The sequence below is a fragment of the Comamonas testosteroni genome, assembly GCF_000761245.1.
GTDB classification, from domain to species: domain Bacteria; phylum Pseudomonadota; class Gammaproteobacteria; order Burkholderiales; family Burkholderiaceae_C; genus Comamonas; species Comamonas testosteroni_C.
Map to the genome: position 1 here is coordinate 85,024 of NZ_AWOR01000045.1, position 14,044 is coordinate 99,067.

Below are 14,044 nucleotides of genomic sequence, written 5' to 3' on the forward strand. Positions count from 1 at the left end.
TGCTCAGCGAGCCGTGCCGCCGGCTGCCGTACCGGTCTGGCCATTGGCTTCGCGCTCGGCGCGCAGCTTCTGGAAGAAAGCGCGGCGCTCTTCGGGCGACAGGGCCTCCAGCTTGGCGCGCTGCTCGGGAGTCAGCTGGGGACGCTCACCCCGGCCCTCGGATCTTTCCGTGCGAGCCTCACCGCCTTCACCACGCTCGGCCCCAGCCTGGGGCCTGGCCTCGTTCGCAGCCGCAGGCTTGGCATCCGGCTTGACTTCTGCCTTGCCGTCCGGCCTGGAGGGACTGCCCTGCGCCTCGCGCGGCTGATCGCCACGGGCGTCCGCGCCGCGCGGTCCCGGGCCTGGGCCCGCATTGCCGCCATTGGCACCGCGCTCGGCGCGCAGCTTCTGGAAGAACTCCTTGCGTTCCTCGGGCGTCATCTTGGCGACTTTTTCACGCTGCTCGGGACTGAGGTTGCGCATCATGCCGCGCGGCTGGTTGGCGGCATCCTGCACGGCCTGGTCGACCTTCTTGACCTTTTCGGAGTCCACCACCGTCACCTGGGCGCCTTCGCGCAGGCGGTCGATGCCGTCGGTCACCACCTTGTCGCCGGGCTCCAGCTCGCCGCGCACGCTGACATAGTCACCGTCCGTCACGCCCACGGTGATCTTGCGCTGGGTGACCGTGTTGTCGGGCTTGACCAGATAGACAAAATTGTTCTGCACCGCATTCGCGGGCACGACCAGCGCCTGATCGAGCTGGCGCAGCTGCAGCTTGACGTTGACGAACTGATTCGCGAACAGCTTGCGCTCCGCGTTGTCGAACGAGGCCTTGGCTTTGACGGTGCCCGTGGTCGTGTCGATGGTGTTGTCCAGCGCATTGAGCTGGCCCTTGGCCAGCATCTGCTTTTGCTCGCGGTCCCAGAGCTCTACGGGCATGACCTTGCCCTCGCGCAGTTGCTGGGCCAGCGTGCCGACATGGGTTTCGGGGATGGAGAAGACGGCATCGATGGGGCGAATCTGGGTGATCGTCACCAGCCCGTTGGCGTCAGAAGGGTTGACCACGTTGCCGAGGTCGGCCTGGCGCAGACCCAGGCGACCCGAGATGGGGGCCGTGATCCTGGTATAGCTCAGCTGCAGCTTGGCCGCATCGACCTGGCCCTGGTCGGCAGCCACCGTGCCCTGCAGCTGGCGCACCAGCGCGGCCTGGGTATCGACCTGCTGGCGGGCAATCGAGTCCTGGGCCTGCAGTTCCTTGTAGCGCTGCAAATCCAGCTGCGCATTCTTGAGCTGGGCCTGATCGCGCGCCAGAGACCCCTGCACCTGCGCCAGCGAGGCAGCAAAGCTGCGCGGGTCGATCTCGGCCAGCAACTGGCCCGCCTTGACCTCGTCACCTTCCTTGAAGTGCAGCTTGAGCAGCTCGCCCGAGACCTTGGCGCGCACCACGGCCGTGGCTCGTGCATTCATGGTGCCGATGGCGCTGACCAGCACGCGCATGTCGCGCTGCTCCACCACGCCTACGCTCACAGGCTGAGCCTGGCTCATGCCGCCGGGGCCGCCCGGCCCTGCGCGACCATTGCGCCCTGCGCGTGCACCGGGCCCGCCCGCTCCCTGTTTAGGAGCTGCAGACGCAGACGTATCGCCGCTTGCACCCTGTTTTTGCGTATACCACCAATAGCCGCCGCCAGCGGCCGCCACAGCGAGCACCACAGAGGCAAGCAAGGCGGGCCGGACCTTGCCCTGCTGTAAAGAATGACGATTGGGGTGCAGATTGGATGAGCTGGACATGGTTGAGCGCAGGAATTTCGAGCCTGAATTGGCGCCAATGGTATCCAGTTGCAATCAAACCCCGGGTCAGGCAGCGCCGGCTTTGCCTGCATTTACCCCCGCTTTACCTTGGGTTTACCTGCTGAAGTTCCGTATTCGGAGACTTAAACAGTGCTGACTTCCATAGCAGCAATGACGGCGTTTTCAGGCCTCATGCTTGGCGGCTGACACTGCCATTTCTGCATCCGCCATGCGGCGCAAGGAATCCGGCTCCAAGGAGAGACCCATATGACCACCGAACGCCTGACCAATCACCCCGAAGAAGCCGCCGTGCGCGTGCCGCTGGAGCTGTACATGCGCGGCCATGCCGAAGACAATGCCGAGCATATGCGCGCAGCCTTCATGCCCACAGCACGGCTGGAGTCCGTGCGCGAAGGCCCGCTGACATCCTGGGACCTGGATTTTTACTGCCAGCGCTTCAAGAACACGCCCGCTGCCGACGAAGCCACGCGTCGCCGCGTCATCGACTCCCTGGACATCGTGGGCACGGCCGCCATGGCCAAGGTCACGCTCTACCACGGTGCCGTGACCTTCACCGACTACTTTGTGCTGCTCAAGACCGAGCAGGGCTGGAAGATCGCCAACAAGGCTTTCCACGCCCAGCCTCAGTAAGGCTTGGCCACCTGCATCCAGCCCCTGGCCTCAGGCTCAGGGGCTTTTTTATTCATGCGCTGGTCAGCGAGTCAGCAGCCAGAGCGCGCCCAGCACGATGACAGCCCCCAGGCCCCAGGCCCAGACGGGGATGCCAGACGATTCGCGCGGGGGCGCCGAGGGTGTGGCGTCCAGCGGGGCGTAGCTGGTGGAGGCCGCGTCATGTTCCCAGGAGCGTGTATCCGGCTCCTCCGCACCGCCTTCGTCTTCGGGCTGCTCGCTCGGGTGGCGCTGCTGCATCAAGGCTTCGAAGCGCGCAAAGAAATCCTCGGCCATGCTCTTGGCAGCGCCGTCGATCAGGCGCTGGCCCAGCTGGGCAATCTTGCCACCGACCTGGGCCTGCACCTCGTACTGCAGCTCGCAGTGCCGTACATCGACGGGAGTCAGGTCCACCTTGGCCTGGCCCTTGCCAAAGCCGGCCACACCGCCCTGTCCTTCAAAGGCAATCGTGTAGCTCTTGGGCGGCTGCACGTCTGACAGCGTGACCCGACCGTTGAACTTGGCCGATACCGGACCGATCTTCACCAACATGGTGACCGCATAGGAGCCATCGCCCGCATCCTCGAACTTCTCGCAGCCGGCCAGGCATTGCTGCAATGCCTGCGGATCGTTGAGCGCCTCCCAGGCCTGCTGCTGGCTCACGGCAAGAGGACGGCTGGCATGCATTTCCATGATGTTCTCCTTTTCAATCTCGGTGCGGCAGTTGCAGCAGCTTCGCCAGGTGGAGCGCCAGTTGCTGCAAAGACTGCAGGTTGTGCACGGCCAGCATGGCATGGCTGTGACGATGCAGCACCTGTGCGCCTTTGGCCAGCGGGGCATACCCGTCAAAGCGCAGCAAGGGGTTGAGCCAGACAATGCGCGCACTGTGCCGAGCCAGCCATTGCAGCTCTCGCTCCAGCAGCGCGCTGTCACCGGTATCCAGCCCGTCGCTGACCAACAGCACCAGGGTACGTCGCCCCACCAGATGGCGTGCCCCCTGGCGGCGCAGCTGCGCCAGGCATTCCCCCAGGCAGGTGCCGCCGCCGAAATCGTCGATGTCGTGATTGAGCTGGGCCAGCATGGCATCGGGGTCGCTGTGGGCAAAAGCCCGGTTCAGCTCCTGCAGGCTGGTTCCCATGCTGTAGACATGGCGGCGCAGCTGTGGATAGCGCCGGGGGCTGGTGGCCTGGTGCAGAAATGCCAGCAGCAGACGCACATAGCGCTCCATGGAGCCCGAGACATCGACCAGCGCCAGCCAGGGCATGGGCAGCCGCTTGCGCCTGCGCCATTTGAGACTTGCCAGCTCGCCGCCCGTGGCTGCCGCAGCTTTCAGGCTGGCGGGCCAGTGCACGCGCAGCCCCGAGGCGCGAAGCTCGCTTCTGCGACTGCGATAGCTGGGCAGCGGCAAGCGGATATCGCGCGCCAGCTGCTGCACCAGGCGGTACTCGCTGGCACTGAGCTGGTTGAAATCCGCATGCTGCAGCCTGTGCCGGTCGCTGGCCGACATGGCAGCATCCAGCGTCGACTCCTCGCTCGCGGGTGTTTGCCGTGCGGCACGAATCGCCGACAGGGCCTCCTGCACACGCGGCCTGTGACGCGGCCTGGCCGCCTCCGGCGCGCCCGGCAGCAGCTGGCTCAAAAGCTGCTGGGCCACCTCGGGGTTGCGAAAGTAGGCCGCAAACAGCTCGCGAAAGACCGCCAGGTCCTGTTCACGCGAAACCAGCACGGCCTCCAGCGCGGCGGCCACGTCCTCGCGGTTCATGCCCACCAGCAGCAGGCCTTGCTGGGCCAGCGCCAGGCGCTCGGCATCCACCGCCAGCCCCGCGCGGCGCAGGGCTCGGCCAAACCCCAGTAAATTGATGGGGAGCTTGCCGCTGCGCGCATCGCCCCACCAGCTCACGCTTGCGGGCCGCTGTGGCGACTGCGCTTGCAGCTCAGGCGGTGGCATCGGGCTCCAGCAATTGCTGCAGACGCTCTGGCGTGAGCGCCGCCACGTCTTCGCGCTGCTTGAACAAAATGCCCGCCGTCTCGTGCACCAGCTCGGGGTCTATGACCAGGGTGTCGAGTGCCACCAGCGCCTTGGCCCACTCCACGCTTTCGGCAATGCCGGGCGTGCGCTCGAAGGCATCGGCAAACGGGCGACTGCGCAGCCGGCTCACAAAGCGGGCGATCTGCTCGGTCAGGGCCGCGGCGGCCTCGGGCACCTTGGACTGGACAATGGCCAGCTCGCGCTCGCGTTCGGGGTAGTCCAGCCAGTGATAGAGGCAGCGGCGCTTGACCGCATCATGCAGATCGCGCGTGCGATTGCTCGTGAGAATGGTGACGGGCGGCACCTGAGCCCGGACGACGCCGAGCTCGGGAATGCTGACCTGGTACTCGCCCAGATATTCGAGCAAAAAGGCCTCGAAGGGCTCGTCGGCCCTGTCCACCTCGTCAATCAGCAGCACCGCACCAGGCGCAGGCGCTTGCAGGGCCTGCAGCAAAGGGCGGCGCACCAGATAGCGCGGCTGATAGACCTCCTGCTCGACAGCCTCCAGTTCCGCCGCGCCACGCAGCTCGGCCGCCCGCAGATGCAGCAGCTGCGCCGCGTAATTCCACTCATACAGCGCTTCGCGCTGCTCCAGTCCGTCATAGCACTGCAGCCGGATCAGCTGCCGCTCCAGCACCTGGGACAGAGCCAGGGCCAGCGAGGTCTTTCCTACACCCGGCTCACCCTCCAGCAGCAGGGGCCGCTGCAGCCTGAGCGCCAGAAACACGGCCGTGGCCAGACGCCGGTCCGCAAAATAGCCCACCTCCTGCAAGGCGGCCAGCAGCCCGTCCACCGACTGCAGAGCGCGTGTCACCTCAGTATTCATAGCTACTTGCGCTTTACTGATAAGGGATTAATCGAGTTCTCTTCAAAAAACACGGCTTCAAAGAAGGCGGCTGCCACAAAGAGACTGCAAGCAAGCGCCTATCCCGGCCGCAGCTCGCCCCCGCCCGTCGCGAGGCGGCCTCCCTAGCCCTCGGCGCGCAGTGCCCGGCCAGGGAGGCGGGGGCCGCCAAGGCGTGGCCACTCAGACCAAGCCGCTCAGGCAGAGAGCAGCTGATCCACCGCTCGCTGCGTCAGGACGCTGATCAGCTGCGCCCGGTAGCGCGCGCTCGCGTGCAGATCGCTGTTGAGCTCGCTGTCGTCAATAGGCACCGCAGCCGCCGCAGCGGCCGTGAAGCTCTGGTTGAGCGCGGCTTCCAGCCCCGCATGGCGGAAGACCGACAGCCCCGCACCGGTCACGGCCACGCGCACGCCCTGCGCCGTCTGCGCCACAAACACGCCCACCAGCGCAAAGCGCGACGCGGGCTGCTTGAACTTGATATAGGCCGCAGTCCTGGGCACGGGGAAGCGCACTGCCTTGATCAACTCGCCCTCTTCCAGCGCCGTGGTGTACATGCCCTGAAAGAAGTCGTCTGCCCCAATCTCGCGCCGGCTGGTGACCACGGTCGCGCCCAGACCCAGTACCGCACTGGGATAGCAGGCCGCAGGGTCGTTGTTGGCCAGCGATCCGCCAATCGTGCCGCGCGCGCGCACCTGCCGATCGCCAATGCCGCCGGCCAACTCGGCCAGCGCTGGAATGGCGTGCAACACCTCGCGGCTGGCGGCGACATCGGCATGACGGGTCATGGCGCCGATCTCGACCTGATCACTGCTGACGCGGATTCCCGCCAGACCATCGACCTGGTTGAGATCCACAATCGCACCAGGCTGGGCCAGGCGCAGCTTCATCGAAGGAATCAGGCTCTGGCCACCGGCCAGAAACTGACCGCTGGCAGCGCTCACCTCATCCAGCGTCCGGGGATTGGAGTAACTGAAGGCATACATATGTGTTGTCCTCTCTTCCTCTCAGTCGGGTGTGTTCAGGCAGTGGTCAGGGGCGTGCAGCATCGATGGCCTCCCACACACGATGCGGACTGGCAGGCATGTCCAGGTCCTTGACACCCAGCGAATGCAGGGCATCGAGCACGGCATTGATGACGGCAGGCGGCGAGCCTATGGCCCCGGCCTCGCCACAGCCCTTGGTGCCCAACGGGTTATGGGTGCAGGGAGTACAGACCGTGCCCAGCTTGAAGTCGGGCAGATCGTCGGCGCGGGGCATGGCGTAGTCCATGAAGCTGCCGGTCAGCAACTGCCCCGAATCACGGTCGTAGACGCAGTTTTCCAGCAGTGCCTGGCCTATGCCCTGGGCCAGTCCGCCATGGACCTGGCCCTCCACGATCATGGGGTTGATGATGGTGCCGAAATCGTCCACCGCACTGAAGCGGTCGACACGCACCACGCCCGTGGCCGGGTCGACCTCGACCTCGCAGATATAGGTGCCGGCCGGGAAGGTGAAGTTGGTGGGGTCGTAGAAAGCGGTCTCGTCCAGCCCCGGCTCCAGCTTGTCCAACGGATAGTTGTGCGGCACATAGGCCGTCAGTGCAATCTGGGCAAACGGGAGCTTTCTGTCGGTGCCGCGCACCGTGAACTCGCCTCCTGCGAAATCGATGTCGGCATCGCTGGCCTCCATCAGGTGGGCGGCAATCTTCTTGGCCTTGGCCTCAATCTTGTCCAGCGCCTTCATGATGGCAGCGCCACCCACGCTGATGGAGCGCGAGCCATAGGTTCCCATGCCAAAGGGCACGCGGCCCGTATCGCCATGGACGATCTCGACATGCTCGACGGGAATGCCCAGCCGCGCCGCCACCACCTGGGCAAAAGTCGTCTCATGCCCCTGACCGTGGCTGTGCGAGCCCGTGAACACCGTCACGCTGCCCGTGGGGTGGACGCGCACCTCGCCGCACTCGAACAGACCGGCACGCGCGCCCAGCGCCCCGGCAATATTGCTGGGCGCCAGGCCACAGGCCTCGATGTAGCTGCTGTAGCCCAGGCCGCGCTTGAGCCCTATGGCCTCGCTGGCTGCGCGCCGGGCCGCAAAGCCCGCCACATCGGCCAGTTGCTCGGCCTGATCCATGCAGGCCTGATAGTCGCCGATGTCGTACTGCAGCGCCACAGGCGTCTGATAGGGAAAGCTGGTGATGAAGTTGCGGCGCCGGATCTCGGCCTGAGACAGATTCATCTCCCAGGCACAGCGGCTGACCAGACGCTCGAGCAGGTACGTGGCCTCGGGGCGGCCTGCGCCCCGGTAGGCATCCACGGGCGAGGTGTTGGTGAACCAGGCATCGACCTCGATATGGATTTGCGGCGTGGTGTACTGCCCCGCCAGCAAGGTTGCATAAAGAATGGTGGGCACGGCGCTGGCGAAGGTGGACAGGTAGGCACCCAGATTCGCATCGGTGTGCACACGCATGGCGAGGAACTTGCCGTTGGCATCCATGGCCATCTCGGCATGGCTGACATGGTCGCGGCCATGCGCATCGGTCAGAAAGGACTCGCTGCGATCGGCCGTCCACTTGATATTGCGATTGAGCTTCTTGGCCGCCCAGGTCAGGCAGACATCCTCGGCATACAGGAAGATCTTGGAGCCGAAGCCGCCACCCACATCGGGAGCAATCACGCGCACCTTGCTCTCGGGCAGGCCCATGACGAAAGCCGTCATCAGCAGCCGCTCCACATGCGGGTTCTGGTTGGCCACGTACAGCGTGTACTCGTCCATGGCACGGTTGTAGCTGCCTATGGCCACCCGCGGCTCCATGGCATTGGGGATCAGGCGGTTGTTGATCAGGTCCAGCCGGGTCACATGGGCGGCGCCCGCAAACACAGCATCCACGGCCGCCTTGTCGCCAATCGCCCATTTGTAGCAATGGTTGTCTGGGGCAATGTCGTGAACCACGGCCCCGGACTTTTTGCCGCCCGCTGCATCGGCCACATTCACCACCGCAGGCAGCACCTCGTAGTCAACCTCCACCAGCTCCGCGGCATCGCGTGCCTGCTGCAGGGTCTCGGCAACCACCATGGCCACCTGATCGCCCACATAGCGCACGGTATCGAGGGCCAGAATCGGGTGCGGCGGCTCCTTCATGGGCTCGCCATTGGTGCTGGTGATCAGCCAGCCGCAGGGCAGACCGTTGATACCGGCGGCCGCCACGTCGGCGCCCGTGAGCACGCCGATCACCCCCTCAGCCACCTTGGCCGCATCGATGTTGACGCTGCGCAGCCTGGCATGGGCATGGGGCGAGCGCACAAACACCGCATAGGTCTGTGCGCCCAGCGTGATGTCGTCCGTGTACTGGCCTGCTCCGGTCAGAAAGCGCTCGTCCTCGCGGCGCAAAAGGGGCTCGCCGATATGCGGCAGCTTGGAAAAGTCAGATGCACCCATGGTGTGTCTCCTCTTCTAGTTGTGATGCGCTGCTCAAGCGGCGTTCATGCCGTCGCGACCTGCTTTGACGGCGGCGACGATGTTCTGGTAGCCCGTGCAGCGGCAGATATTGCCTTCGAGCAGTTCGCGGATCTCGGCATCGTTGGCCTGAGGTTTTTGGCGACACAGATCCACCGCACTCATGACCATGCCCGGCGTGCAGAAGCCGCATTGCAGGCCATGGCACTGCTTGAACGCCGCCTGCATGGGGTGCATGCTGCCGTCGGCAGCGGCCATGCCCTCTATGGTCTGGACCTCGGCGCCCTGGGCCTGCACGGCCAGCATGGTGCAGGACTTGATGGCCTTGCCATTGACCAGCACCGTGCAGGCTCCGCACTGGCTGGTATCGCAGCCCACGTGGGTGCCCGTCAGGCGCAGCTGTTCACGCAGCGCCTGCACCAGCAAGGTATTGGGGGGGACGTCAATGCTGGCCGCGCGGCCATTGACCGTGAATTGAACATTCATCGTGATGCCTCCTGCCTATATCCGAAGAATTGGGTAACAAAGCACAACTGCACTCCCTATGGTGGCCAGTTGCTGCAATGCGGGGCTCTAGGGTTGACCCCCGGGTCAGGCGCAGTACGCACAGATATTCTCAAAATGAAACACTGTCCGGAGTCCGCATGTCGCCCGCCAGCCCCGCTTCTTCCGCACAAGCCGCAACCCATGCTGGTGCACGCCATGCACTGCTTGTCCAGGCCAGGCAGCTGCTGCTGGAGGCGGACTGCTCCCATGCGCTGCTGCCCTCCGGTCTGGCCCCCTGGCTCTGGCGCTCCTGGCTGCGCTGCATGGCCCTGGGGCGCCATCCCGCGCAAAGAGTGGAGTTCGAGGCCGTAGGTCCTCATGCGCTGCGCCACGCCCAGGAACAGCATCAGCTGCTGCTGCAGGCCGCACGCCCGGTCATGACGCAACTGGTGGCGGCCGTGGGCGCCATGCGCTACTTCTGCCTGCTCACCGATGCGCAGGGCCTGGTGCTGGAGGTGCAAGGCCCCGTCGATCAACGCGATCTGCGCGCGCTGGCCGTGGGCCGGGTCGGCGTGGACCTGTCCGAGCGCGGCGTGGGCACCTCGGCCATAGGTGCGACGCTGGCCGAGCTCAGCCCGGTATGGCTGCACAGGCAGGAACATTTTTTTGACGATCTGCGCGACTACAGCTGCGCGGGTGCCCCGGTATTCGGGCCGCAGGGCGAATGCCTGGGCATGCTGGACATCACCGGCATCGATGTACCCGAGCGCCCCGAGCTGCTGCTGCTGGCACTGCGCTGCGCACGCGCCATCGAAGATCGATTGCTGCGAGCCCTACCCCATGCCCTCTTACTGCGCGTGAACTGGCCCGGCGGCCCGCTGGGCCAGGAGGGCGAAGGCCTGATGGTCTTTGATGCCGAAGGCCGATTGCTGGGCAGCAACACCGTGGCCAGGCAGCTGGTACCACGTCCGCTGCAAGCACCTGGGGAGGATTCGCTCATGCAGAGCCATGAGCTGCTGGCCCTGCCCTGGAGCCACCTGATCGAGCATGCGCGCCAGCGGCCTGAGGTCCCGCTGCAGCTGCCGCTGTGGTCCGGCATGCGCCTGCTGGCTCTCGCGCAGGCCGGCCCCCTGCTGCGCGCGCCCGTCATGACGGGGGCCGACACCAGCCGCTCAGCATCGGCCAGCACCATGGCCACGCCGCTGCGCACCAGCGAGCTGCTGCTGATTCAGCAGGCCATGCAGGAGGCGCACGGAAATGTAAGCCTGGCCGCCCGCAACCTGGGACTGAGCCGGGCCACGCTGTACCGCCGGTTGGCGAGCAAGTAAGAGGTCTTGAACCCGATCTGATGCAGTTTGGCCCTCTACGGATTTGCCCTAGTTTCAGTGCAAAAACACCCTCCACGACAGCAGGCGCACACTACCAAGCAAGCCCATGAAAAACCTAAAATCCCTCAATAAAACAACCACCTAAGCATTACCAGTCATGCACTTCAAGCTATCGTGCGCATAGCAGGCACCACTGACGCTCGAGCGCCACATTTGCGTGCGTATTTGTAAAAAACACCATACCTGCATCCGTAGAATCTCCAGTTCGGTTCAAAAACTCAGATCGCCCTGAGGCTTACCAGCCCCAACAGCGCGACGCATACACAGCCTACTTTTTGGAGACACCATGCAGGCTTTACTCGCCCTGTCCAGGGCCATCGACAGGCTTAACGCCTTTGTCGGCAAATATTCCATCTGGCTGATATTTGCCGCCACCTTCATCAGCGCCGCCAACGCCATTGTTCGCAAGGCCTTCGACACCAGCTCCAATGGCTTTCTGGAAGTCCAGTGGTATCTGTTCGCATGGTCCTTTCTGATTGCGGCGGGCTACACCCTGCTGCACCGCGAGCATGTGCGCATCGACGTGATCAACAGCCGTCTGTCCAAAAAGGCCCAGGTCTGGATCGACATCATCGGCTTTGCCTTCTTTCTCACCCCTTTATGCGTGACCATTCTGTGGCTGAGCATGCCGGTGGTGATTCAGATGTACCAGTCCGGCGAAATGTCGGGCAACCCCGGCGGACTGATCCGCTGGCCCGTATGGACGGCGATTCCTGTGGGCATCACCTTGCTGCTGCTGCAGGGCATCTCCGAGCTGATCAAGCGCATTGCCTTCCTGAGCGGTGACGGCCCCGACCCCATGGGCAAGCTCAGCGACAAGAGCGCCGAGGAAGAGCTGGCCGAGGCCCTGCGTGCCGAAGCCGATCGCAAGCAGGCTGAAGCGCTGGCCGCCCAGGCCAAGGCCTAACGGTAGCGGGAGACAATCAATGGAATTCATCGCTACCAACTACGCCCCCATCATGTTTGCGGGGCTGATCTGCTTTTTGCTGCTGGGCTTTCCCGTAGCCTTCAGCCTGGGCGCTGCGGGCCTGGCCTTCGGCTTTCTGGGCATCGAACTGGGGGTCTTTCCCTCCTCCGTGATGGCCTGGCTGCCTCAGCGCCTGATCGGCATCATGGCCAACGACACCTTGCTGGCCGTGCCTTTCTTCACCTTGATGGGCCTGATTCTCGAGCGCTCCGGCATGGCGGAGGACCTGCTCGACACAGTCGGTCAGGTGTTCGGCCCCATCCGCGGCGGTCTGGCGCTGGCCGTGATCTTTGTGGGCGCGCTGCTGGCTGCCACCACCGGCGTGGTTGCTGCTTCGGTGATTTCCATGGGCCTGATCTCTCTGCCCATCATGCTGCGCTACGGCTATGACCGCCGCCTTGCATCGGGCGTGATTGCGGCCTCGGGCACGCTGGCCCAGATCATCCCGCCCTCGCTGGTGCTGATTCTGATGGCCGACCAGTTGGGCAAGAGCGTGGGCGATATGTACAAGGGCGCCTTCATCCCCGGCTTCATGCTCATGGGCCTGTACGTGGTCTGGGTGGCATTCCTGGCCATCTTCAAGCCCCATACCGTGCCTGCACTGCCGCCCGAAGCGCGCATCTACCGCGAGTCCAACGGCAACTCCGGCTATACCTCGCTGGCCGTGGTCATGGGCATCTCGACCATCGTGGCCATCTTCCTGGCCAATCACATGGCCGATCTGCACACCTGGTGGCAGGGCAAGGAAATCACCGAAGTCGCCACCGACGAGAAGATCGTCACCGCCATGTGCGGCGGCACCTTCATCGCCTTCGTGATCGCCTCGCTCAACCGCGTGCTCAAACTGGGCCTGCTGTCCAAGCTGGCCGAGCGCGTGACCTTTGTGCTGATCCCCCCTCTTCTGCTGATCTTCCTGGTGCTGGGCACCATCTTCCTGGGCATTGCAACACCTACCGAGGGCGGCGCCATGGGCGCCATGGCGGCCCTCATCATGGGCTTTGCCCGCCGACGCCTGAACATGGATCTGCTCAAGCAGGCCCTGGCCTCGACCACCAAGCTGGCCAGCTTTGTGATGTTCATCATGATCGGCGCCACCACCTTCAGCCTGGTCTTCCAGGCTGCAGACGGCCCCAAGTGGGTGGAGCATCTGCTGACCAGCCTGCCTGGCGGCCAGGTCGGCTTCCTGATCGTGGTCAACATCATGATCTTCTTCCTGGCCTTCTTCCTGGACTACTTTGAACTCTCGTTCATCGTGGTGCCGCTGCTGGGCCCCGTGGCCGAGAAGATGGGCATCGACCTGATCTGGTTCGGCGTGCTGCTGGCCGTGAACATGCAGACCTCGTTCATGCATCCGCCCTTCGGCTTTGCACTGTTCTTCCTGCGCTCGGTCGCTCCCGACAAGCAATACGTCGACAAGGTCACGCACAAGGTCATCGATCCCGTCACCACCATGCAGATCTACAAGGGTGCCGTACCCTTTGTGCTGATTCAGCTGGTGATGGTGGGCGTGCTCATCGCCTTCCCCGGCATTGTGACCGGCGCGCTCGACAAACCGGTGGTCGTGGACATGAACAAGGTGGGCGACGAGATGCTCAACCAGCTCAACGATGCTGGCGGCGGCTATGGTGCAGATAACCCCTTCGGAGCGCCTGAAGGCGGTGAAGAAGGATCTGCTGCGCCAGAGGCCCCTGCCGATGGCAGCCAGCCTGCCCCCGCCGCGCCCGACGCGGGCGGCTATGGCTCGGATGATCCGGCCAAGGCCTTGCAGGATTCGCTGAACGCTGCGCCTGCAGCCAAGTAAATCCGCACCCCTTCAGGCACAGCCCCGACTCGCCAGAGCCGGGGCTTTTTCATGGCTCAACGATTGACGGGTGATAGATTCACTCCCCTTCAGGAAACCTCCATGACCATCACCGAACTGCTGACGGCCATCCGTCAACCCTACACAGACCTGCTGTCTCAGGCTGCCCATGCCCAGCAGTCTTATGTGGAGCCGGCCTATCGCAATAGCGATGGGACGCTGGCAACCGAAGGCATATGGGATCTGCCCTGCCGGGCCGATCTCATCCGCATGTCGGAAGACACGACCGAAACGGTGCAGGTGGATTCACAGACACGGCTCGAGTTCGAGCCCGTTCATCTTAGCCTTGGCGACTGCGCGATGGAGCTGCACCCCTTTGTCTGGGACTGGCTGTCCGTGGAAGTGCAAGGGCTGCCACAAGAGCAGGCTGCCAAGGCGCTTACCGACTGGTTCATGGACTGGTTTGATGGAGAGGACGAGAATCAGCCCGATGAGACAGGCCTGCTGCAGGTGCTTCACTTCATCTCAGACCCGCAAGTCCTTGCCGAGGCAATGAAAGTCACCATAGACCTGGGCTCTGCACCTGTCGAAGCCCTGGAGGATTTACTGTTTGCGCTGTCCGATGCGGGTGCCGCCCAGGTCAGGCTGGCATGATCTG

The 14,044-nt window shown here is 64.3% G+C and carries 12 protein-coding genes; 5 read left to right on the forward strand and 7 right to left on the reverse strand.

Annotated elements, in window-relative coordinates; all coding sequences use genetic code 11:
- Positions 1-3: 3 nt before the first annotated feature.
- Positions 4-1,767, reverse strand: a complete 1,764-nt coding sequence (locus P353_RS11145; RefSeq protein ID WP_052084831.1) for an MdtA/MuxA family multidrug efflux RND transporter periplasmic adaptor subunit — start codon at positions 1,765-1,767, stop codon at positions 4-6.
- Positions 1,768-2,034: 267 nt separating this feature from the next.
- On the opposite strand from P353_RS11145, the gene P353_RS11150 reads away from it, so the two are divergent.
- The gene (locus tag P353_RS11150; protein WP_003069196.1) at positions 2,035-2,418 is read left to right on the forward strand and encodes a nuclear transport factor 2 family protein; all 384 of its coding nucleotides are present in this window, start codon (positions 2,035-2,037) and stop codon (positions 2,416-2,418) included.
- A gap of 63 nt (positions 2,419-2,481) precedes the next feature.
- Here P353_RS11150 and P353_RS11155 read toward each other — a convergent pair whose 3' ends face one another.
- From P353_RS11155 to P353_RS11180, 6 genes are all read right to left on the reverse strand, one after another.
- Positions 2,482-3,129, reverse strand: a complete 648-nt coding sequence (locus tag P353_RS11155; protein WP_034369090.1) for a CoxG family protein — start codon at positions 3,127-3,129, stop codon at positions 2,482-2,484.
- 13 nt (positions 3,130-3,142) lie between these two features.
- On the reverse strand, positions 3,143-4,384 hold the full coding sequence (locus P353_RS11160) for a vWA domain-containing protein (protein ID WP_034369092.1): 1,242 nt from the start codon (positions 4,382-4,384) through the stop codon (positions 3,143-3,145).
- Positions 4,371-5,291: an AAA family ATPase gene (locus P353_RS11165; protein ID WP_034369094.1), complete on the reverse strand. Its 921-nt coding sequence runs from the start codon at positions 5,289-5,291 to the stop codon at positions 4,371-4,373. Before P353_RS11165 ends, P353_RS11160 begins: the two co-directional genes overlap by 14 nt.
- A 215-nt stretch (positions 5,292-5,506) precedes the next feature.
- Positions 5,507-6,292, reverse strand: a complete 786-nt coding sequence (locus P353_RS11170; protein ID WP_034369095.1) for an FAD binding domain-containing protein — start codon at positions 6,290-6,292, stop codon at positions 5,507-5,509.
- A 46-nt stretch (positions 6,293-6,338) separates the two neighbouring features.
- Positions 6,339-8,726 carry a xanthine dehydrogenase family protein molybdopterin-binding subunit gene (locus tag P353_RS11175; protein WP_034369097.1) on the reverse strand — a complete coding sequence of 796 codons (2,388 nt, stop codon included), beginning with the start codon at positions 8,724-8,726 and terminating at the stop codon, positions 6,339-6,341.
- 33 nt (positions 8,727-8,759) lie between these two features.
- The gene (locus P353_RS11180; RefSeq protein WP_034369099.1) at positions 8,760-9,230 is read right to left on the reverse strand and encodes a (2Fe-2S)-binding protein; all 471 of its coding nucleotides are present in this window, start codon (positions 9,228-9,230) and stop codon (positions 8,760-8,762) included.
- 158 nt (positions 9,231-9,388) lie between these two features.
- Between P353_RS11180 and P353_RS11185 the strand changes: the two genes are divergently transcribed.
- The 4 genes from P353_RS11185 to P353_RS11200 all read left to right on the forward strand — a co-directional run bounded on the left by P353_RS11185 (position 9,389) and on the right by P353_RS11200 (position 14,040).
- Complete coding sequence (locus tag P353_RS11185; protein ID WP_034369101.1) at positions 9,389-10,558, forward strand: helix-turn-helix domain-containing protein; 1,170 nt, start codon at positions 9,389-9,391, stop codon at positions 10,556-10,558.
- Between the two features lie 346 nt (positions 10,559-10,904).
- Complete coding sequence (locus P353_RS11190) at positions 10,905-11,525, forward strand: TRAP transporter small permease subunit (protein WP_034369103.1); 621 nt, start codon at positions 10,905-10,907, stop codon at positions 11,523-11,525.
- Positions 11,526-11,544: 19 nt separating this feature from the next.
- Positions 11,545-13,386, forward strand: a complete 1,842-nt coding sequence (locus P353_RS11195; protein WP_034369106.1) for a TRAP transporter large permease — start codon at positions 11,545-11,547, stop codon at positions 13,384-13,386.
- Positions 13,387-13,488: 102 nt separating this feature from the next.
- Complete coding sequence (locus P353_RS11200; RefSeq protein WP_034369109.1) at positions 13,489-14,040, forward strand: hypothetical protein; 552 nt, start codon at positions 13,489-13,491, stop codon at positions 14,038-14,040.
- The last annotated feature ends 4 nt before the right edge of the window (positions 14,041-14,044 follow it).